The 19034-nt window shown below is 71.9% G+C and carries 16 protein-coding genes; 9 read left to right on the top strand and 7 right to left on the bottom strand.

Features of this window, described 5'->3' with window-relative positions; genetic code table 11:
- The first annotated feature begins 74 nt into the window (after window positions 1–74).
- Genes ABZT02_RS06370 through ABZT02_RS06395 form a run of 6 tightly spaced genes read left to right on the top strand, consistent with a single transcriptional unit; the run spans window position 75 to window position 8117 of the window.
- A complete protein-coding gene (locus ABZT02_RS06370; protein WP_356014817.1) occupies window positions 75–653 on the top strand; it encodes a hypothetical protein in 579 nt (192 codons plus the stop codon).
- A gap of 29 nt (window positions 654–682) precedes the next feature.
- On the top strand, window positions 683–2983 hold the full coding sequence (pabB, locus tag ABZT02_RS06375; protein WP_356014819.1) for an aminodeoxychorismate synthase component I: 2301 nt from the start codon (window positions 683–685) through the stop codon (window positions 2981–2983).
- Window positions 2980–4506, top strand: coding sequence for a benzoate-CoA ligase family protein (locus tag ABZT02_RS06380; protein WP_356014821.1), 1527 nt, complete (start codon window positions 2980–2982; stop codon window positions 4504–4506). The genes pabB and ABZT02_RS06380 overlap by 4 nt, the downstream gene beginning before the upstream one ends.
- A gap of 59 nt (window positions 4507–4565) precedes the next feature.
- Complete coding sequence (locus ABZT02_RS06385) at window positions 4566–6128, top strand: AMP-binding protein (RefSeq protein ID WP_356014822.1); 1563 nt, start codon at window positions 4566–4568, stop codon at window positions 6126–6128.
- A complete protein-coding gene (locus ABZT02_RS06390; RefSeq protein ID WP_356014824.1) occupies window positions 6125–7303 on the top strand; it encodes an FAD-dependent oxidoreductase in 1179 nt (392 codons plus the stop codon). The genes ABZT02_RS06385 and ABZT02_RS06390 overlap by 4 nt, the downstream gene beginning before the upstream one ends.
- Window positions 7304–7322: 19 nt before the next feature.
- Window positions 7323–8117 (top strand): aminotransferase class IV, encoded by a 795-nt coding sequence (locus tag ABZT02_RS06395; protein ID WP_356014825.1) that lies wholly within the window; start codon window positions 7323–7325, stop codon window positions 8115–8117.
- 51 nt (window positions 8118–8168) lie between these two features.
- Here ABZT02_RS06395 and ABZT02_RS06400 read toward each other — a convergent pair whose 3' ends face one another.
- Together ABZT02_RS06400 and ABZT02_RS06405 are read right to left on the bottom strand one after the other, a co-directional pair.
- On the bottom strand, window positions 8169–8654 hold the full coding sequence (locus ABZT02_RS06400; protein ID WP_356014826.1) for a carboxymuconolactone decarboxylase family protein: 486 nt from the start codon (window positions 8652–8654) through the stop codon (window positions 8169–8171).
- Between the two features lie 74 nt (window positions 8655–8728).
- A complete protein-coding gene (locus ABZT02_RS06405) occupies window positions 8729–10117 on the bottom strand; it encodes a PLP-dependent aminotransferase family protein (protein WP_356014827.1) in 1389 nt (462 codons plus the stop codon).
- Window positions 10118–10163: 46 nt separating this feature from the next.
- On the opposite strand from ABZT02_RS06405, the gene ABZT02_RS06410 reads away from it, so the two are divergent.
- Genes ABZT02_RS06410 through ABZT02_RS06420 form a run of 3 tightly spaced genes read left to right on the top strand, consistent with a single transcriptional unit; the run spans window position 10164 to window position 11820 of the window.
- The gene (locus tag ABZT02_RS06410; RefSeq protein ID WP_356014828.1) at window positions 10164–10661 is read left to right on the top strand and encodes a carboxymuconolactone decarboxylase family protein; all 498 of its coding nucleotides are present in this window, start codon (window positions 10164–10166) and stop codon (window positions 10659–10661) included.
- Window positions 10658–11101, top strand: a complete 444-nt coding sequence (locus ABZT02_RS06415) for a carboxymuconolactone decarboxylase family protein (RefSeq protein WP_356014830.1) — start codon at window positions 10658–10660, stop codon at window positions 11099–11101. Before ABZT02_RS06410 ends, ABZT02_RS06415 begins: the two co-directional genes overlap by 4 nt.
- Window positions 11098–11820 carry an isocitrate lyase/phosphoenolpyruvate mutase family protein gene (locus ABZT02_RS06420; RefSeq protein ID WP_356014832.1) on the top strand — a complete coding sequence of 241 codons (723 nt, stop codon included), beginning with the start codon at window positions 11098–11100 and terminating at the stop codon, window positions 11818–11820. The genes ABZT02_RS06415 and ABZT02_RS06420 overlap by 4 nt, the downstream gene beginning before the upstream one ends.
- 6 nt (window positions 11821–11826) lie before the next feature.
- Here the strand turns inward: ABZT02_RS06420 and ABZT02_RS06425 are convergent, their stop codons facing one another.
- From ABZT02_RS06425 to ABZT02_RS06445, 5 genes are read right to left on the bottom strand one after another with little or no spacing between them, the layout of a single operon-like run.
- On the bottom strand, window positions 11827–12774 hold the full coding sequence (locus tag ABZT02_RS06425) for an ABC transporter substrate-binding protein (RefSeq protein ID WP_356014834.1): 948 nt from the start codon (window positions 12772–12774) through the stop codon (window positions 11827–11829).
- Window position 12775: 1 nt separating this feature from the next.
- Window positions 12776–14722, bottom strand: a complete 1947-nt coding sequence (locus tag ABZT02_RS06430) for an ABC transporter permease subunit (protein WP_356014836.1) — start codon at window positions 14720–14722, stop codon at window positions 12776–12778.
- The gene (locus ABZT02_RS06435) at window positions 14722–15843 is read right to left on the bottom strand and encodes a glycine betaine/L-proline ABC transporter ATP-binding protein (protein ID WP_356014838.1); all 1122 of its coding nucleotides are present in this window, start codon (window positions 15841–15843) and stop codon (window positions 14722–14724) included. Before ABZT02_RS06435 ends, ABZT02_RS06430 begins: the two co-directional genes overlap by 1 nt.
- A complete protein-coding gene (locus ABZT02_RS06440; RefSeq protein WP_356014841.1) occupies window positions 15843–17372 on the bottom strand; it encodes a GMC oxidoreductase in 1530 nt (509 codons plus the stop codon). Before ABZT02_RS06440 ends, ABZT02_RS06435 begins: the two co-directional genes overlap by 1 nt.
- Before the next feature lie 47 nt (window positions 17373–17419).
- Complete coding sequence (locus ABZT02_RS06445) at window positions 17420–18946, bottom strand: aldehyde dehydrogenase family protein (protein WP_356014843.1); 1527 nt, start codon at window positions 18944–18946, stop codon at window positions 17420–17422.
- Window positions 18947–19034 lie beyond the last annotated feature (88 nt).

Here is a 19034-nt window from a genome sequence, read left to right on the forward strand (position 1 = left end):
GCACGATCCGGGCAGCCGAAAAAAGCTTCGTTGAATATTTGAACGTGATGTGAAGGCATTGCGTATACGACGCCGTGAGCAGCAATCCCGTCACCGTCACCGTGGCCTATCACGTGGTGCCGGGCCGTGAGGCCGACTTCCACTCCTGGGGGTGGGCCATGCTGGCCGCGAGTTCGCAGCAGCCGGGCTTCCTTGGGGGTGGCGTCCTTGTCGACCGAGAGGCGGAGTGGCATGTGGTCTATCGCTTCGCCAGCGAGGGAACGGCCCGGGCCTGGGAGGATTCGGCCGTCCGGACCCAATGGGACGCCCGGACGGTGGGCTTCGCCCGGCAGACCGAGCGCAGGAGCGTGCGGGGCTCCAAGACATGGTTCGACTCCCAGACCACCACACCGAAGGCGCCCGCCCCGCCGGCGAAATGGAAACTGTGGTTCGTGAACATGAGCGCGGTATTTCCGCCGGTGCTCCTGTTCAATCTGATCGTTCTTCCTTATCTCGGCGGACTCAATCCGCTCGTCCGCACGCTGCTCTTGTGCCTGTGTGTGACGGCTCTCGTCACGTGGATTCTCATGCCCCGGCTTCAGCGTTTCTTCAGGAAATGGCTGTATCCGCCGCTTCAGGCACTTCGCGGACGGCACAAAAGACGGACCGCGTAGGTCCGGAACGAACCGAGGGAGGTGGGCGGGTGAAGACCCTGCTCATCGACAATTACGACTCGTACACGTACAACCTGTTCCAGCTGGTCGCCGAGGTCAACGGTGAGGAACCGGTCGTCGTCCTCAACGACGCGTTCGGCGGCCTTCCCGATCTCGGGGAGTACCTTGCGGCGTTCGACAATGTCGTGGTCTCGCCCGGACCGGGGCACCCGGCCGAGCCGCGGGACTTCGGACTGAGTACCGCCGTGCTCGCCGAGTCGCCGATCCCCGTACTGGGCGTCTGTCTGGGGCACCAGGGCATCGCGCTCGGGGAGGGGGCCCGGGTGGAGTCCGCCCCGGAGCCGCGGCACGGGTATCTGTCGGCGGTCCGGCACGACGGACGGGACCTGTTCCGGGGTCTGCCGCAGGACTTCACCGCGGTCCGCTACCACTCGCTGGCCGTGTCCGAGCCGCTTCCGCCGGCGCTGGAGGCCACCGCCTGGGCCGAGGACGGCGTGCTGATGGGGCTCAGACACCGCAGCCGGCCGTTGTGGGGCGTGCAGTTCCATCCGGAGTCCGTGCTCACCGACTACGGCCACCGCATGCTGGTCAACTTCCGCAACCTCACGGCGGAGCGCGCCCGCAGGACGCGTACGAAGAACACCGCGGTGCCCCCGCCCGAGGCGGTGATCCCCCGGCCCGCGCGGGTCGTCCCGCGCCCCCGCCGGGCCGCCGCTCCCGCCTATCGGCTGCACACCCGGCGCATCGCCGGCGCGGTCGACACGGAGGCCGCCTTCACCCGGATGTACGCGGCGTCGCGGCGGGCGTTCTGGCTGGACAGCGCGCTGGTGGAGGAGGGGCGTTCGCGGTTCTCGTTCTTCGGTGACGACAGCGGTCCGCTCGCGGAGTTCGTCCGGTACGACGTCGAGAGCGGCCGGTGCGAGATCGAGCGGGCCGGGCGGCCGACGCGGAAGGTCACGGCGAGCGCTTTCGACTATCTGGGACGGCAGTTGACGAGCCGCCGGGTGGACGGCGCCGGGCTGCCCTTCGACTTCACCGGCGGCTATGTCGGTTACTTCGGCTACGAGACGAAGGCCGACTGCGGATCGCCGAACCGGCACACCTCCGACGTCCCGGACGCCTGCTGGCTGTTCGCCGACCGGCTGATCGCGGTGGACCATCTGAAGAGGTTCACGTACGCGGTCTGTCTGGCCGAGGACACCCCGCAGGCCGCGCGGGAGGCCGAGGACTGGCTGGAGAGCGCGCTGGCCCAGCTGACCTTCGTCGCCACCGAGCCGGACCCGACGGCGGCACCCGGACATTCCAGGCCCGGCCGTTCGGCGACCCTCCGTTCGGCGCCCGGCCCTTCGGAGCCCGGCCCTTCGGCACCTGGCCAGTCTCCGTCCGCCGCCCGCACCGGTCCCGAGCTCGGCGCCGCCGAACCCTGGCTGGTGCGGGACCGGGCGACCTATCTCGCCGACATCGAGTCCTGCGGACGTGAGCTGCGGGCGGGCACCAGCTACGAGGTCTGTCTGACGAACGCGGCCCGGTTACCCGCCCCGCCGGACGCGTACGAGTTCTACCGGGCGCTGCGCCGGGTCAACCCGGCCCCCTACGCGGCGTTCCTGAGGTTCGAGGACGTCGACGTGGCCGGTTCCTCGCCCGAGCGGTTCCTGCGGATCACCCGGGACGGGGTCGCCGAGGCCCGGCCCATCAAGGGCACCGCACCGCGCGGGGTGGGACCGGAGGAGGACGCCCGGCTGCGGGACGCGCTGGCGGCGGACGCCAAGACGCGCGCCGAGAACCTGATGATCGTCGACCTGCTCCGCAACGACCTGGGCAGAGTGTGCCGGACCGGGTCGGTGCGGGTGACCCGGCTGATGGCCACGGAGACGTATGCGACCGTGCACCAGCTCGTGTCCACCGTGGAAGGGCGGCTGCGGGAGGGCATCGACGCGGTGCAGTGCGTGCGGGCCTGTTTTCCCGGCGGCTCGATGACCGGGGCGCCGAAACTGCGCACGATGGAGATCATCGACACCCTGGAGACCGAGGCCCGCGGGGTCTACTCCGGCGCACTCGGCTATCTGGGGTGCGGTGGGGGCGCGGATCTCAACATCGTGATCCGTACGGCCGTGTTCGCCGACGGTCTGATGCAGCTGGGCGCCGGGGGTGCGATCGTCCTCGACTCCGATCCGGTGGCCGAGTACGACGAGATGCTGCTGAAAACGGCGGCCCAGATGAGCGCCCTGCACCTGCACACCGCGGAGCGGACGGCGGAGCAGCGGCGGCACGCGACGGTCCGCGCGGATGTCCGCGCAGGGCACACCGCCACCGAGGAGCCGGTCCGATGACGACTGCGCAGAACGTGCTGTCCCCGGCCGGTTTCGACGCCCCCGGCAACCTCGCCGCCCAGCTCGCCGATCTCGCGGAGCGGCGCCGCTGGACGGACCGGCCCGCCTTCCACCAGGGCCACCGGGCCTGGACCCACGGTGAGGTGCACGCGCTCGCGGCCCGGGCGGCGACCGTGCTCGCCGGTCACGGCACCGGGCCGGGTGACCGGGTGGTGCTGGCGTTGCCGGACGGGATCGCCTGGGTCACGGCTTTCCTCGCCGTCGCGCGTCTCGGGGCCGTCGCCGTCCTCGTGAATCCCGAACTCCCCGCGGCCGACCACGCGTTCATGGCCGCGGACGCCGAAGCCGCGCTGTGTGTGACGGGGCCGGGCCTGGAGGACCGGTTCGCCGAGCGGCCCCGGCTCGGCGCCGACCAGCTGCTCGCGCTCACCGCCTCCGCCGAACCGGCGCCCGCCCATCCGGTCGACGCGCACACGCCGTTGTACGTGCAGTACACGTCGGGCACCACGGGCCGTCCCAAGGGGGTCGTGCACACGCACGGCGACCCGAAGGCGTACCACGACCTGATCGGGCGGCGGCTGCTGCGGGTCACCGCGGACGACGTGACCCTCTCGGTGTCGAAGCTGTTCTTCGCGTACGGCTTCGGGAACGCGTTCGTCTTCCCGCTGTTCTCCGGTTCCTCCGCGGTCCTGGTGGACCGGCGCCCGACCCCGGCCGCCGTCGACGAGCTCGTCGTCCGGCACCGGGTGACCCTGCTCTACTCGGTGCCGTCGGCGTACGCCGCGCTGGTGGCCGACCGGGGCAGCGGACACGGGGCGTGCTTCGTCTCGGTGCGGGCCGCGGTGTCAGCCGGTGAGGGGCTGCCGGAGGAGCTGGGGAGGCGGGTCGCGGAACTGCTCGGCGCTCCGGTGCTGGAGCAGATCGGCTCCACCGAGGCCGGTCACGCCTTCTGCGCCAACAGCTTCGACCACAACCACCCGGGCACGGTCGGCCGTCCCGTGCCCGGCTTCGAGGTGGAGCTGCGCGACCGCGCGGGGGAGCCGGTCCCGGACGGCACGGAGGGCGAGCTGTGGGTACGCGGCCCGACGGTGACCCCCGGCTATCTCAACCGGCCCGAGGAGACCGGGCGCGCCCTGGTCCGCGGCTGGCTGGCCACCCACGACCGGGCGGTCCGCGAGCCCGACGGCAGCTACCGGCACCTGGGCCGCGCCGACGACATGGAGATGGTCGGCGGCATCACCGTCTCCCCGCTGGAGGTGGAGGCCGTACTGCGCGCCCATCCGGCGGTGCGGGAGGTCGCGGTGGTGGCCGTCACCGACCGGAGGGGGGCCAGTCGGCTGCGGGCGTTCGTCGTCCCCGTAGCGCCGGCCCCCGACGGGAGCCTCCAGGAGGACCTCCTCGGCCTGGCCCGCGAGAAGTTGGCCGCTTTCAAGGTGCCCAGAAGCGTGAGCCTCGTCCCGTCGCTCCCCCGCACCCCGACCGGCAAGCTCCGCCGGCACCTGGTCCGCCAGGGCGCCTGGTGACCGCGCTTCGAGCACACCGCACCCAGCACAGCAAAGGCACCGCAGAGAGGAACGGCCCCATGCGAGAACAGCAACCGCCCTTCACGGACCGGGGGTTCTACCTGGGCCCGGTGTTCCGCCGGGCGGCCGAGCGGCACGGCGCCGTCTTCGTCACCCTGGACCGGCCGCTGGACACCCACCCGGCCCTCGGCGTCGATCTGACCTACCCGGCGCTCGCGGAGGTCGTCGAGGAGCTCTCCGGACGCCTGTGGGAGGCGGGGGTCAGGCCCTCGGAGCAGGTGGTCGTACACAAGACGGACAACGTCGACATCGTGCTGCTGACCTGCGCGGTCTCCCGTATCGGCGCGGTACCCGTGCTGCTCTCCCCCGGGCTGGCCGGTGAGGTGGTCGGGGAGTTGATCGAGCGGCTCAGGCAGCCATGGCTGGTCACCGACCGGGCCAAGCTGGAGGGACCGCTGAAGGGGGTGGGCCTGCGGGTGCGGCAGGTTCTCACCGTGGACGACGCGCCGGGCGCCGAGCCCCTGGAGCGGTACGCCGGTACCGAGCCTCCGCCTCCCGTCCGCCTCCACCCCCGCGAACCGGCGCTGATCACCCACAGTTCGGGCACCACGGGCCTGCCCAAGCTCGCCGTGCATTGCGCGAACACCATGTGGAACCGGCTCGTACCGCAGAAGGCGATGGGCTGGCCGACGCGCGGGGAGACCGCGGCGCTGCACATGTCGTTCGTGCACTCGCGGTTCTACCATCTGCTCGGCGTCCTGCTGCACTTCGGCAGCCCGCTGGTGCTGATCACCGACCCGGATCCGGCCGCCGTGGGACCGCTGTTCACCCGGCACCGGCCCGGCATCGTGGAGACGCATCCCAACACCTTCGTGCTGTGGGAGGAGTTGGCCGACGCGCCCGGTGCTCCACTGTCGCGGGTGCGGTCGTACGGCTCGACGTTCGACGCGATCCATCCGCGCACGGTACGGCGGCTGCTGAACGCCTCGAAGCGTCGTACGCCCTGGCTGATCCAGCTGTACGGACAGAGCGAGACGGGGCCGGTGGCCTTCCAGTGGTTCACCCGGCGCAGTGCCGCACGCGCGGACGGGCGGCGGGTCGGGATCGGCATACCCGGCTTCACACGCGTGCGCGTGACGGGGCCGGGCGGTGAGCGGGTCGCCGCCGGGACGAACGGCAGGATCGAGGCCCGTACCCGAGGCCGCATCCTCACCTATCTCGGCTCGCAGGACCGCTACGACCGGCAACTCCACGACGGCTGGTGGGAGATGGGCGACATGGGCTACCGCAGTCGCCTCGGCACCCTGCATCTCACCGACCGGGAGATCGACCGGATCGACTCCGTGCCCAGCAGCCTGGAGGTCGAGGACACCCTGATGGAACGCCTGGAGGAGCTGCGGGAGGTCGTCATCGTGCCGGGTGCGGACCGCGAGCCGGTGCCGGTGGTGTGCGTGCGCGGGGACCGGCCGCTGGACCCCGGGCGCTGGCGGGATGCGACGGCGGATCTTCCGGTGATGGCCGAGCCCCGGCAGTGGCGGTTCGAGGAGCTGCCGATGACGGCGACCTGGAAGGTGAAGCGGGTCGAGATCACCCGGATGCTCGCGGAGGGTGCACGCGCGTGACACCGGTCGTGGTGGTCGGCGCCGGGCCCGTGGGGCTGTCGGCGGCGCTCGCGCTGCGGGCGCGCGGGCGGGAGGTCGTGCTGCTGGAGGCGGACCCCGAGGACCGTGAACGGCCTGGCAGCCGGGCCCTGTTCGTGCATCGCGAGACCCTCGCCCTGCTCGACGCGATGCGGCCGGGACTGGCCGGAGAGATCACCGCGTACGGACAGACCTGGCGGACCCGGAGGACCCTGTACCGGGGCCGCGAGGTGTACTCCCGCACCTATCCGCCCCATCGGCCGAAGGAGGGCCCGCCGCCCTTCACCAGCCTGCGCCAGGTGGACACCGAGCGCTTCCTGCGGGCCGCGTGCGAGCGGGCGGGAGTGGAGTTCGCGTGGGAGGCACGGGTGCTGGGCGTCCGCACGACCGCGACCGGGGTGTGGCTGGGATGCGGCGACGGCCGGGAGTGGAGCTGCGAGTACGCCGTGGCCGCCGACGGCGCCCGGTCGGCCGTGCGGGGTGCCCTGGGCATCGCCATGGAGGGCGAGCGGGGCGAGGGCTTCCATGTGGTCGTCGACGTGGCCCACGCACCGGGTGCCGAGCCGCCGCCCGAGCGGATCTTCCACTACGAGCATCCGGGCGTCGGCGGCCGCAGTGTGATGCAGGTGCCGTTCACCGGGGGCTTCCAGGTCGACCTGCAGTGCCGGGACGACGACCTGGAGGAGGAGTTCGGGACCGAGGAGGCCGTACGGCGCTGGCTGCCGGCGGTCGTGGGCGAGGGGTACGGGGAGCGGGTCCTGTGGGTGTCGACGTACCGCTTCCTGCGCAAGGTGGCCGCCTCCTTCACCGATCCGCACCGGCGGGTGCTGCTCGTCGGGGAGGCGGCGCATCTCTTCCCGCCGTTCGGGGCGCGCGGCATGAACAGCGGCATCGCGGACGCGGCGGCCGCCGCGGCGGCCATCGCCGCCGGGACGGTCGAGGACTTCGCCGACGTACGGCGGTCCGCGGCGCTGTTCAACAGTGCCGCCGCCGGTACCGCGCTGGACCATCTGCGGCCCCGGCGCCGGATCGTCCGGGCCCGTCAGCGGGCGGCGGCGGCGCTCGCGCCGGTGCTGCCGTGGTGCGGCGCGTGGCTGGAGCACGCGCCGTACGGGCCGCGGCACGGGGCGCCGGTGAACGCCGGGCTCAAGTACTGAGGAGGGAGTGGCTGTGGTGGTGAGCCGACCGGTCATCACGGAGGGGCTGTCGGTGTGGTCACCGGCCCGTGGGCTGACCCCGGCCGCAAAGACAGCGGCACCTCTCCTCGTCGCGGACTCCTGGCTGGTGCGGGACGGCCGGGTGCGCGGACTCGAACGGCACCGGGAGCGGTTCCTGCGGGCCTGCGGCGAGGTGGACGGGCCGCCGTTGCGCAGGCTGCTGGAGTTCTGGCGCGACATGACCGACGCGCTGCCCCGCACGGGCGAGTGGTTTCCCCGCGTCGAACTCGCTTCCGGTACCTCGGAGTTGCGGTTGCTGCTGCGCCACGCTCCCCCGCTCGGCACCGGCGTACGGGTCTGGGCGACCGGCCAGTGCGACCCTCGGAGCGTGCCCCGCCGCAAGGGACCGGACCTCGCCGCCCTCGCCCGGGTGCGCGAGCGGGCGTCCGGCGCGGGCGCGGAGGAGGCGGTGCTGATCACACCTTCCGGCGCCGTCCTGGAGACGGCCACCGCCAGCGTGCTGTGGTGGGAGGACGACACCCTGTGCCTGCCCCCGCCCCGGCTGCCGGTCCTGCCCGGGGTGACCGTGGCCCTCGTCCAGGAGCGGGCCGGGCGGGAGGGCGTCCCCGTCGCCCACCGCGAGCGGACCGTGGCGCAGCTGGACGGCCGGGAGGTGTGGCTGGTGAACGCGCTGCACGGAATCCGGCCCGTGACGACATGGACGGGCGGGTCGCTGAAAGCGGCACCGGCGGACCGCGCACCGGAATGGCGGGCTTGGCTGGACGGCATTATGGAGCCGCTGCCGGATAGATAGAGCGACGAACGGACGGGTATCGGCACGCATTGCCGATACCCGTATTCGGCGTTATTTCTTGGCCGGCTGATATCCCCCCGGCACCATCCGCGTGGCAATGGCGATCCGGTTGTACGCGTTGATGACGGTCGCCGCCCAGATCAGTGCCGCGACCTGAGTCTCGTCGAAGACCTCCGCGGCCTCGGCGTACACCGCGTCCGGTACCCGGCCGTCGTGCACCAGGGTCACGGCCTCGGTCAACGCCAGTGCGGCGCGCTCGCGCGCGGTGAAGAAGGGGGCCTCCCGCCAGGCGTTCAGGGCGTAGAGGCGCTGCTCGGTCTCGTCGGCCGCCCGGGCGTCCTTGGTGTGCATGTCGATACAGAACGCGCAGCCGTTGATCTGCGAGGCACGGATCCGGATCAGTTCGAGGAGTTCCGGTTCCACCTTGGCGTCCTGGGCCGCGGAAACGGCGGCGGCATGCAGGGAGCCCATCGCCGCGGACACGTCGGGGGTGATTTTCTTCAGGGCCACACGGGATATGGCTGCACTATTGCTCATGGGGCGACTCTATCCGCGCGACCCAATTCGCGTGCCGTTATTCAGAAATGGTGAACAGGTCGAACAGAACCTCGTCATTCGGGCAGCACCGCGCACAGCGCCTCCAGCGCTCCCGACCATGCGTGGTCCGGCGGTGTCCCGTAGCCCACGACGAGCGCGTCGCGCCGCTCGACGCCGGCCTCGGGGTGCTGGTAGCGGTGCAGGCCGTGGATCGCGAGGCCCTGCCAGGCCGCCGCCCGCAGCGCCGCCTGCTCGGTGCCCGGCGGGAGCCGCAGCACCACGTGCAGGCCGGCCGCGATCCCGGTGGCGTGGACCCGCGGGGCCCGCCGCGCGAGCTCGGCGACGAGGGCGTCGCGGCGGCGCCGGTAGCGCAGCCGGGCGGCGCGCACATGACGGTCGTAGGCGCCGGAGGTCAGGAACTCGGCGAGGGTGAGCTGGTCGAGGGATCCGCAGACATCGATGCCGCCCTTGGCCGCCAGCACCTCCTCCATGAGGCCGGGCGGCAGTACCAGCCAGCCCAGTCGCAGGCCGGGGGCGAGGGACTTGCTGGCCGTGCCCGCGTGGACGACGTGGTCGGGATCCAGGCCCTGGAGGGCGCCGACGGGCTGGCGGTCGTAGCGGAACTCGCCGTCGTAGTCGTCCTCGATGACCAGTCCGCCGGTGCGGCGGGCCCACTCGACGACGGCCGAGCGGCGGTCGCGGTGCAGGGTGCCGCCGATCGGGAACTGGTGCGCGGGGGTGAGCAGCACCGCGTCCTGGTCGGTCAGCTCCCGTGGGTCCGTGCCGTGCTCGTCGAACGGCAGCGGCACGGTCCGCAGACCGGCGGCAGCGAGCAGGTTCCAGTGCACGTCGAGGCCGTACGACTCCACGGCGACCGTGCGGGCACCGCGGGCCCGCAGGACCGCGCCGAGGAGCCGCAGGCCGTGCGAGAACCCGGCGCAGACCAGGATGCGTTCGGGGTCGGCGCGCACGCCGCGGGCGCGGGAGAGGTACTCGGAGAGGGCGGTGCGCAGTTCGACCCGCCCGCGCGGATCACCGTAGTCGAGGGCCTGGTAGGGGGCGGTGGCGAGGGCTCGGCGGGCGGCCTTGAGCCACTGGGCGCGCGGGAACGAGGCCAGGTCGGGGGTGCCGGGGACGAGGTTGTGGGTGGGGCGCCCGGGTGCGCGGGGCCGGGGTGGGGCGCCGGCGGGCGGGACGACCGTACGGTCGGAGACGCGCGTGCCGGAGCCCTGGCGGGCGGTGAGCCAGCCCTCGGCGACCAGGTCGGCGTAGGCGTCGGCGACGGTGTTGCGGGCGATGCCCAGGTCGGCGGCGAGGGCGCGGGAGGAGGGCAGCCGGGTGCCGGGGGCGAGGCGGCCGGTGCGGACGGCCTCGCGCAGGGCGTCGGTGAGGCCGCGCCTGACGCCCCCTGCGGAGGGCTCCAGGTGCAGGTCGATGCCGAAAGTGGCCCATGGTCTTGCCATGAAAGTGGACCATACCCTTGGGCTGCCCGGCTCCTAGGGTCGAGACATGACCACCGAGGAAACCGTCCGGTACACCCCCGAACACACGCCCCGCCTGTCCTGGGCCCAGCACGCCCCCGAGGTCTACAAGGCGATGCTCCGCCTCGACACCGCCGCCCGCCGGGGACTCGACCCCCGGCTGCTGGAGCTGGTGAAGATCCGCGCCTCACAGCTCAACCACTGCGCGTTCTGCCTCGACATGCACTCCAAGGACGCCCTCGCGGCCGGCGAGAGCGTCGAGCGGATCATCCAGCTCGGCGCGTGGGAGGAGTCGAGGCACTTCTACACGGAGAAGGAGGTCGCGGCCCTCGAACTGACCGACGCGGTCACCGTCCTGACCGACGGCTTCGTGCCGGACGAGGTGTACGACCACGCGGCCAAGCACTTCGAGGAGGCCGAGCTGGCCCAGCTGATCGCGGCGATCACGGTGATCAACGCGTGGAACCGGTTCGGTGTGACGTGCCGTCTGGTCGCGGGCCACTACGAGGCGGGGCAGCACCAGTGAGCCGTACGGACCTCCTCGACAGCGAGGTCGGCCGTGCCCTGTCCGCGCTCAGCGCCGCCGCGAAACAGGGACTCGGCGATCCGGCGCTCGCCGAACTCGTCGTCATCCGGGCCTCGCAGCTCAACCACTGCGCGTTCTGCCTGGACATGCACCTCGCGATCGCCCGCAAGCACGGGGTGAGCGAGAAGCAGCTGGACCTGCTCGCCGCCTGGGAGGAGGCCGAGGGCGTCTTCGACGAGCGGGAGCGGGCCGCGCTCGCGCTGACGGAGGCGGTGACCGTACTGACGGACAGCTTTGTGCCGGACGCCGTCTACGCCAGTGCCGCCCGGTATTTCGACGAGACCCGGCTCGCCCATCTCATCGGCCTGATCGTCGCCATCAACAACTGGAACCGGGTGATGGTCGCCCGCCGGATCCCACCAGGGGGTTACCGGCCGTGAGCAAGGTGGACGTCTTTCGCGCCCTGCACCGCAACCGGCTTCCCGGCGATCCCCTGGTCCTGCCCGGCCCCTGGGACGCGGTCAGCGCCCGGGTGTGCGAGGAGGCCGGGTTCCCGGCGCTCGCCACACCCAGCGCGGGGATCGCGGCCGCGCTCGGTCACGAGGACGGGTCCACGCCGGCCGACAAGATGTTCGCCGCGGTGGCGCGCATCTCCGACGCCGTCGACATCCCCGTGTCGGCGGACGTCGAGGGCGGGTACGGGCTGGCGCCGAAGGAGCTGGTGGAGCGGCTGCTGGAGGCGGGGGCCGTGGGCTGCAACCTGGAGGATTCCCATCAGGGTGTCCTCAAGGACCCGCGCGTGCACGCCGAGTGGCTCGCCGAGGTGCGGTACGCGGCCGGGGACCAGTTGTTCGTCAACGCCCGTGTGGACACGTTCTCCTACGGCGACGGCGATCCGGAACGGGCCATCGAGCGGGCCGCGCTGTACGTCGCCGCGGGCGCCGACTGCGTCTATCCGATCGGCGCCCCGGCGGGCGTACTGCCGTTGCTGCGGTCCGGCATCCAGGGGCCGCTCAACGTGTTCGGGCGGCTGGACGGCAAGGGCCCCTCGCCCACCGAACTCGGTGAACTCGGGGCCACTCGCGTCACGTTCGGGCCGGGGCTCCAGCGGAGGGCGGTCCAGCAGCTGCGGGAGACCGCCCGGAGCCTCCGCGCATAGCGGTGTTCAGGACAGCCACGCCTTCCAGGTGGACTCGTGGCTGTCGACCCACTTCTTCGCCGCGTCCTCCGGCGTCAGCTTCTGGTCGGCGATCATCAGGGAGACCTGGTTCTGGTCCTCGGTCGTCCACTTGAACTTCTTCAGGAAGGCCGCCGCCTTGCCGCCGGACTTGGCGAAGTCCGTGTTGAGGTACTTCTGGAGCGGGGTGTGCGGATAGGCGCAGGTGATCTTCGCCGGGTCCGCGTCGCAGCCCTCCTTGTAGGCGGGCAGCTTCACCTCGGTCATGGGGACCTTCTCGAAGAGCCACTGGGGGGCGTACCAGTAGGTCAGGAAGGGCTTCTTCTCCTTGGCGAACTGTTTCATCTGGGTGATCTGCGCGGCCTCCGAACCGGCGAACACCACCTGGTAGTCCAGGCCCAGGTTCTTCACCAGCGCCTTGTCGTTGGTGACGTAGGACGGGGAGCCGTCCATCAGCTGGCCCTTGCCGCCGCTCTCGGCGGTGCGCAGCTGCGAGGCGTACTTGTTGAGGTTCTTCCAGTTGGTGACGTCCGGGTGCTGCTCGGCGAAGTACGTCGGGACGTACCAGCCGATGTGCCCGGTCACGCCGAGTCCGCCGCCCGGCGTGATCGTCTTCTTGTCCTTGACGTACCGCTGTTCCTGCTCGGGGTGGCCCCAGTCCTCCAGGATGGCGTCGACCCGGCCCTGGCTGAGCGCGTCCCAGGCCGGGACCTCGTCGACCTGGACGGTGTCGACGCGGTAGCCGAGCTTGTGTTCGAGGAGGTACTGGGCGACGGCCACGTTGGCCTGCGCGCCGACCCAGGACTGGACGGACAGGGTCACCGACTTGGCGCCCTGGGCGTTGGCGAAGGGCGAGGCCTGCTTGGTCATGTCGGCGGCACCGCAGCCGGTGAGCAGCAGCAGCGAGCTCGCCGCTGCGATCGTACGGAGTCGCATGTCAGGCTCCCTTCCCCGGGCGGCGTTCCGTCGGCTGGGTGACCCGGTCGAGCATCAGGCCGAGGCAGACGATGGCGGCACCCGCGACCAGGCCGGTCGCCAGGTCGCCCTGGGCCAGGCCGAAGACGGTGTCGTAGCCGAGCGCGCCTCCGCCGACCAGGCCGCCGATGACGACGACGGCGAGGACGAGAACCACGCCCTGGTTGACGGCGAGCAGCAACGCGGGCCGGGCCAGCGGGAGTTGGACCTGCCGCAGTTGCTGCCAGCTGGTCGCGCCGAGCGAGCGGGAGGACTCCATCGCGGCCGGGTCGACCTGGCGCAGGCCCTGCGTGGTGATGCGGACGACGGCGGGCAGCGCGTAGACGACGGCCGCGGCGGCGGCGGGCGCGCGGCCCACGCCGAACAGCGCGACGACCGGGATCAGGTACACGAACTGCGGCATGGTCTGGAAGACGTCCAGGACGGGCCGGAGCAGGCGTTCGACGCGGTCGCTGCGGGCCGCGGCGACGGCGGTCGCGAAGCCGAGGACGAGAGTGACGGCGACGGCGGCGAGGACCTGCGACAGGGTGTCCAGCGCGGGCGTCCACACGCCTAGGACGCCGATGGCGGCCATGGCGAGGACCGCGGTGAGCGCGGTGCGCCAGGTGCCGATCAGCCAGGCCAGGGTGGCGACGATGAGCAGCACGGACCACCAGGGCAGCCCCTGGAGTCCGTCGCGGACCGGGTCGAGGACCCAGGTGGTGAAGTGGCCCGCCCAGTCGGCGGTGCCGCCGATGACGGGGACACCGGAGTACAGGTGGTCCGTCATCCAGTCGACGGCCCGGTTCACGGGCTCGGCGATGTTCAGGGTCCAGGCGTCGGGCCAGTCGACCCGGCCGAGCAGACGTCCGGCGACGGCGACGACGACGGTCCCGGCGAGGGCGTACGCCCATCCCGCGCGCCCCGGGCGCTCGGCACCGTCCGCCGCCGCGCCCGCGGCGCCGGTCACCCGGTCGAGGACGACGGCCAGCAGCACGATCGGGATGCCGGCCGCCAGGGCCGCGCCCACGTCGACCGAGGCGAGCGCCTGGTAGACGCGGTCACCGAGGCCGGCGGCGCCGATCACGGACGCGATGACGGCCATCGACAGCGCCATCATGATCGTCTGATTGAGGCCGAGGAGGAGTTCCTTGCGGGCCAGCGGGATACGGGCGGTCAGCAGCCGCTGACGGGCGGTGGTGCCGAGCGACTCCACCGCCTCCAGGACCTCCTTGTCCGCGCCCTGCAGGCCGAGCGCGGTCAGGCGGGCCATGGGCGGGGCGGCGTAGACGACGGTCGCGAGGACGGCGGCGGGCACGCCCATGCCGAAGACCAGGACCACCGGGAGGAGGTAGGCGTAGGCGGGCATGACCTGCATGGTGTCCAGGACCGGGCGCAGGATCTTGTCCATCCGGCGGGACAGTCCGGCGGCGAGGCCCAGCAGGACGCCGACGACGACCGAGGCGAGCACGGCGACGACCATGAGGGCGAGGGTCTGCATGGTGGGAACCCACATGCCGAGCAGACCGCAGGCGAGGAACGCGGCCGTCGTGCCCACGGCGAGCCTGACACCGGCGACGCGCCAGGCCACGAGGGCACCGAGCGCGGTGACGCCGGCCCAGCCCGCGCCGAGCAGGACGAGATACACGGCGCGTACGGAGATGACGACGGCGTTGCTGACGTAGCCGAAGCCGTAGAGGAACAGCGGGTGGCTGTCGCGGTTGTCGATGATCCAGTCGCTCGCGCTGCCGAGCGGCTTGGTGAGGTCGACGGTGAGGGCGTCGGGCCAACTGCCGCTGGCCCAACGGGCGTTGGCGAGGGGGACCAGGACCGCTGCGGCGAGTGCGATGAGCAGGAGCTTGCGGACCGCCCGGTGCTTGAGCAGATCGGTGGGCAGGGCGCCGGGCGTGGACGCGGTGACGGTAGCCATCAGACGGCCTCCTTGCGAAGCTCCGTTCCCGGACCTCCCGAGCCGGGGCCTCGCGTACCGAGCTCCGTTCCGGCGACCACGCCGAGCAGCCGCTCGTGGTCGACGACGCCGAGGCACCGTCCGTTCTCCACGACGCAGGCCGGCCTGCCGCTGCTCGCGACGACCTTGATCGCGTCGGCGACCACGGAGTTCGGGGCCAGCGCGCCCGGATGGGTCGGGCCCGCGCAGTCGCCCGGCTTCATGGCCCGGCGGACCGTCATGACCTGTTCGCGCGGCACGTCCCGGACGAACTCGCGGACATAGCCGTCGGCCGGGGAGCCGACGATCTCCTCGGGGGTGCCGAGCTGGACGACCTTTCCGTCGCGCATCAGGGCGATGCGGTCGCCGAGCTTGAGCGCCTCGCTCAGGTCGTGCGTGATGAAGACCATCGTGCGGCCCTCCTCGCGGTGCAGGCGGACGACCTCCTCCTGCATGTCCCGCCGGATCAGCGGGTCGAGCGCGCTGAACGGCTCGTCGAAGAGGAGGACCTGCGGGTCCACCGCGAGCGCCCGTGCCAGGCCGACGCGCTGCTGCTGGCCGCCGGAGAGCTGGGAGGGCTTGCGCTGTTCCATGCCCTCCAGGCCGACCTTGGCGACGACCTCGGCGGCCCGCGCCCGGCGCTCGGCCTTCCCCATGCCCTGGATCTCCAGGCCGTACGCCACGTTGTCGAGGACCGTGCGGTGCGGGAGGAGGCCGAAGTGCTGGAAGACCATCGCGGCGCGGTGGCGGCGCAGTTCGCGCAGCCGGGACTTGTCCATCGCGCGGACGTCCTCGCCGTCGATGCAGATCGTGCCCGCGGTCGGCTCGATGAGCCGGGTCAGACAGCGCACCAGCGTGGACTTGCCGGAACCGGACAGGCCCATGACGACGAAGACCTCGCCCTTGCGGACGTCGAAGCTCACGTTGCGGACGGCGGCCGTACAGCCCGTCTGCGCGCGCAGTTCGGCGGGGGCGAGGGCGGACAGTTCGGCGTCCTCGGGGACGCGTTCCGCCTTGGGGCCGAAGACCTTCCACAGGCCGTCGACGGAGAACACCGGATTGTCCGTCGTCGGCGGCTTCTCCATGGTCGCGGTCGTACTCATCACGCACCACCTCCCAGCAGGTCCACGGCTTTCTCGCCGACCATGAGCACTCCGATCATCGGGTTCACGGCGGTCATGGTGGGGAACACGGACGCGTCCGCGATCCGGATGCCGTCCAGGCCGCGAATGCGCAACTCGGGGTCCACCACGGCCAGTTCGTCGTCGGCGGCACCCATACGGCAGGTGCCCGCCGGGTGGTACACGGTGTGTGCGACCTTGCGGGCGTACTCGCTCAGCTCCTCGTCACCCGTGACGTCGGGGCCGGGGCACACCTCCCGCTTCAGCCAGCCGGCGAGCGGTTCGGTCGCCGCGATCTCGCGGGCGATCCTGATCCCGTCGACAAGGGTGCGCCCGTCGTAGTCGTCCTCGTCGGTGAAGTACCGGAAGTCGAGGGCGGGCTTCACCTCCGGGTCCGCGCTGGTCAGGTACAGGCGGCCGCGGCTCTTGGGCTTGGGGATGTTCGGGGTCATCGAGACGCCGTACGCCGGGCGTTCGTAGCCGAGGCGCTCCGGGTTGTCCGTGAAGGGGACCTGGTAGAAGTGGAACATCAGGTCGGGGCCCGCGCGTTCGGGGTCGCGGCGCACGAACAGGCCCGCGTCGGAGTCCATCGCGGAGTTCTCGGGGATCGGCCCGTTGGTCTCCCAGACGATCACCGACTCGGGGTGGTCGAGAAGGTTCTCGCCGACGCCCGGCAGGTCGTGGACGACCGGGATGCCGAGGGCTTCGAGGTCCGCGCGGGGGCCGATGCCGGAGTGGAGCAGCAGGCGGGGCGAGTCGACGGCGCCCGCACACAGGACGACCTCGCGGCGGGCCCTGATCAGGGTCTCCTCGCCGTCCTTCGTCCGCACGTGCACGCCTTCCGCGCGCGTGCCGTCCAGCTCCAGCTTGTACGCCCAGGTCTCCAGCAGGATCGTGAGGTTGGGCCGCTCGTCCATCACCGGGTGCAGATACGCCACCGACGCCGAGGAGCGCTTGTTGTTCTCCGGGTGGTAGGCCAGGTCGAAGAAGCCGACGCCGTCGTCGAAGGGCTTCTTGTTGAAGCCCTCGACCCGGGGAACCTCAAGGGCCCTCTGCGCCGCGTCGACGAAGTCGCGGGCGATGGCGTTCCGGTCCTTCTCGTCGACCGGGACGATGTTGTTCTTCAGCCGGGCGTAGTACGCCTCCATCGGGACCGCGCCCCAGCCCTTGGCGCCGGCCTCCTCCCACTCGTCCCAGTCGGAGGGCAGCGGCTTGAAGGCGATGAGGGTGTTGTGGGAGGAGCAGCCGCCGAGGACGCGGGCGCGGCTGTGCCGGATGTGGGAGTTGCCGCGCGGCTGTTCGGTGGTCGGGTAGTCGTAGTCGAGTTCGCCGCCGAGCAGGCCCATCCAGCGGCGCAGGGTGAGGACGTCGTCCCGGCCGACGTCACTGGGGCCGCCCTCGATGACGGCGACGGTGACGTCGGGGTTCTCGGTGAGGCGGGCGGCTATGACGGAGCCTGCCGTCCCGCCGCCGACGACTACGTAGTCGTACTCCTGTTTGGTGTCGGACATGGGGGTACTCCAGGGAAGTCTTGAGAGAGAGGGGAGGGCGAGTGGGCTCAACCGGCGAACCAGCGCACGGGCTTCGGCGCGAGGTTCTGGTAGACGTGCTTGCTCTCGCGGTACTCGGCGAGTCCGGTGGGGCCGAGCTCGCGGCCCACTCCGCTCTTGCCGAAGCCGCCCCACTCCGCCTGCGGAAGGTAGGGGTGGAAGTCGTTGATCCAGACGGTGCCGTGGCGCAGCCGGCCGGCGACCCGGCGGGCGCGGCCGGCGTCGGCGGTCCAGACGCCGCCGGCGAGGCCGTACTCGGTGTCGTTGGCGAGGGCGATCGCCTCGTCCTCGGTGCGGAAGGTCTCGACGGTGAGGACCGGCCCGAAGACCTCCTCCCGCACGACCCGCATCTCGCGGTGGCAGCGGTCGAGGACGGTCGGCTCGTAGAAGTAGCCGTCGGCGGGGCGCTCGGGCGACGGTTCGGGGCGCTGTCCGCCGGAGCGCAGCACCGCGCCCTCGGCGAGCGCGGAGGCGACGTAGGACTCGACCTTGGCGCGCTGCTGCTCGGAGACCAGCGGCCCGCACTCGACACCGTCCTCGGTGCCGCGGCCGAGGCGGATCTTCGCGGCCCGGCGGGCGAGTTCGGCGACGAAGCGGTCCCGGACGGACTCCTCGACGATGAGGCGGCCGCCCGCGGAGCAGACCTGGCCGCTGTGGATGAAGGCGGCGTTGAGGGCCTGGTCGACGGCGGTGTCGAAGCCCTCGGGGGTGGCGCAGGCGTCGGCGAAGACCACGTTGGGGTTCTTGCCGCCGAGTTCGAGGGCGACCTTCTTGACCGAGACGGCGGCGGCCTGGGCGACCTTGGTGCCGCTGACCAGGCCGCCGGTGAAGGAGACCAGGTCGACGTCGGGGTGTTCGGCGAGCCGGGCGCCGACGGTGTGGCCGGGGCCGGTCACGATGTTGGCCACGCCTTCCGGCAGACCGGCCTCGACCAGCAGCTCGATGAGCGCGATCGTCGTCATCGGGGTGATCTCGCTCGGCTTGACCACGAAGGTGTTGCCGGCCGCGAGCGCCGGGGCGATCTTCCAACTGGCCTGGAGGAGCGGGTAGTTCCAGGGAGTGATCAGCGCGCACACGCCGACGGGTTCGTGGACGACGACACTGTGGATGTCGGTCGAGCCGGCGTCGACGACCCGGCCGGGGGCCTCGGCGGCGACCAGGTCGGCGAAGTAGCGGAAGGCGTCGGCGACACAGTCGATGTCGACCCGGCCCTCCTCCACCGTCTTGCCCGCGTCCCGGCTCTCCAGGAGGCCGAGTTCTTCGCGGTCGCGTACGAGAAGATCGGCGACGCGGCGCAGCAGTGCGGCACGTTCGGCGACGGGGGTGAGCGGCCAGGGGCCCTGTCCTGAGTCGAACGCCTGGCGGGCGGCGGCGACCGCCAGGTCGGTGTCCTTCTCGTCTCCCTCGGCGACCACGGCGAACGGCCGTGCGTCGGCGGGGTCGAGGATCTCGCGGGTGGCGCCGGAGACGGCTGCGCGCCATTCGCCGCCCGCGTGGATGGTGTGCGGCTCCTGCCGCGCGTGCTGTCCGGCCATGATCGGTGTTGCCTTCCGTTCCTGTTCGGTTCCCCTGTGTCACACAGGTGTCACTCACGGGGACCGTCGTCGCATGCCCCCGCGCCTC

It is taken from the genome of Streptomyces sp. NPDC005402, assembly GCF_040606575.1.
Lineage (GTDB): Bacteria > Actinomycetota > Actinomycetes > Streptomycetales > Streptomycetaceae > Streptomyces.

Bases quoted from the DNA above. Each gene is read 5' to 3' on its own strand.
- ABZT02_RS06425 (WP_356014834.1), bottom strand. From the start codon at position 12,774: ATGCGACTCCGTACGATCGCAGCGGCGAGCTCGCTGCTGCTGCTCACC.
- ABZT02_RS06440 (WP_356014841.1), bottom strand. From the start codon at position 17,372: ATGTCCGACACCAAACAGGAGTACGACTACGTAGTCGTCGGCGGCGGG.
- ABZT02_RS06400 (WP_356014826.1), bottom strand. From the start codon at position 8,654: ATGAGCAATAGTGCAGCCATATCCCGTGTGGCCCTGAAGAAAATCACC.
- ABZT02_RS06405 (WP_356014827.1), bottom strand. From the start codon at position 10,117: ATGGCAAGACCATGGGCCACTTTCGGCATCGACCTGCACCTGGAGCCC.
- ABZT02_RS06410 (WP_356014828.1), top strand. From the start codon at position 10,164: ATGACCACCGAGGAAACCGTCCGGTACACCCCCGAACACACGCCCCGC.
- ABZT02_RS06445 (WP_356014843.1), bottom strand. From the start codon at position 18,946: ATGGCCGGACAGCACGCGCGGCAGGAGCCGCACACCATCCACGCGGGC.
- ABZT02_RS06430 (WP_356014836.1), bottom strand. From the start codon at position 14,722: ATGGCTACCGTCACCGCGTCCACGCCCGGCGCCCTGCCCACCGATCTG.
- ABZT02_RS06385 (WP_356014822.1), top strand. From the start codon at position 4,566: ATGCGAGAACAGCAACCGCCCTTCACGGACCGGGGGTTCTACCTGGGC.
- ABZT02_RS06435 (WP_356014838.1), bottom strand. From the start codon at position 15,843: ATGAGTACGACCGCGACCATGGAGAAGCCGCCGACGACGGACAATCCG.
- ABZT02_RS06380 (WP_356014821.1), top strand. From the start codon at position 2,980: ATGACGACTGCGCAGAACGTGCTGTCCCCGGCCGGTTTCGACGCCCCC.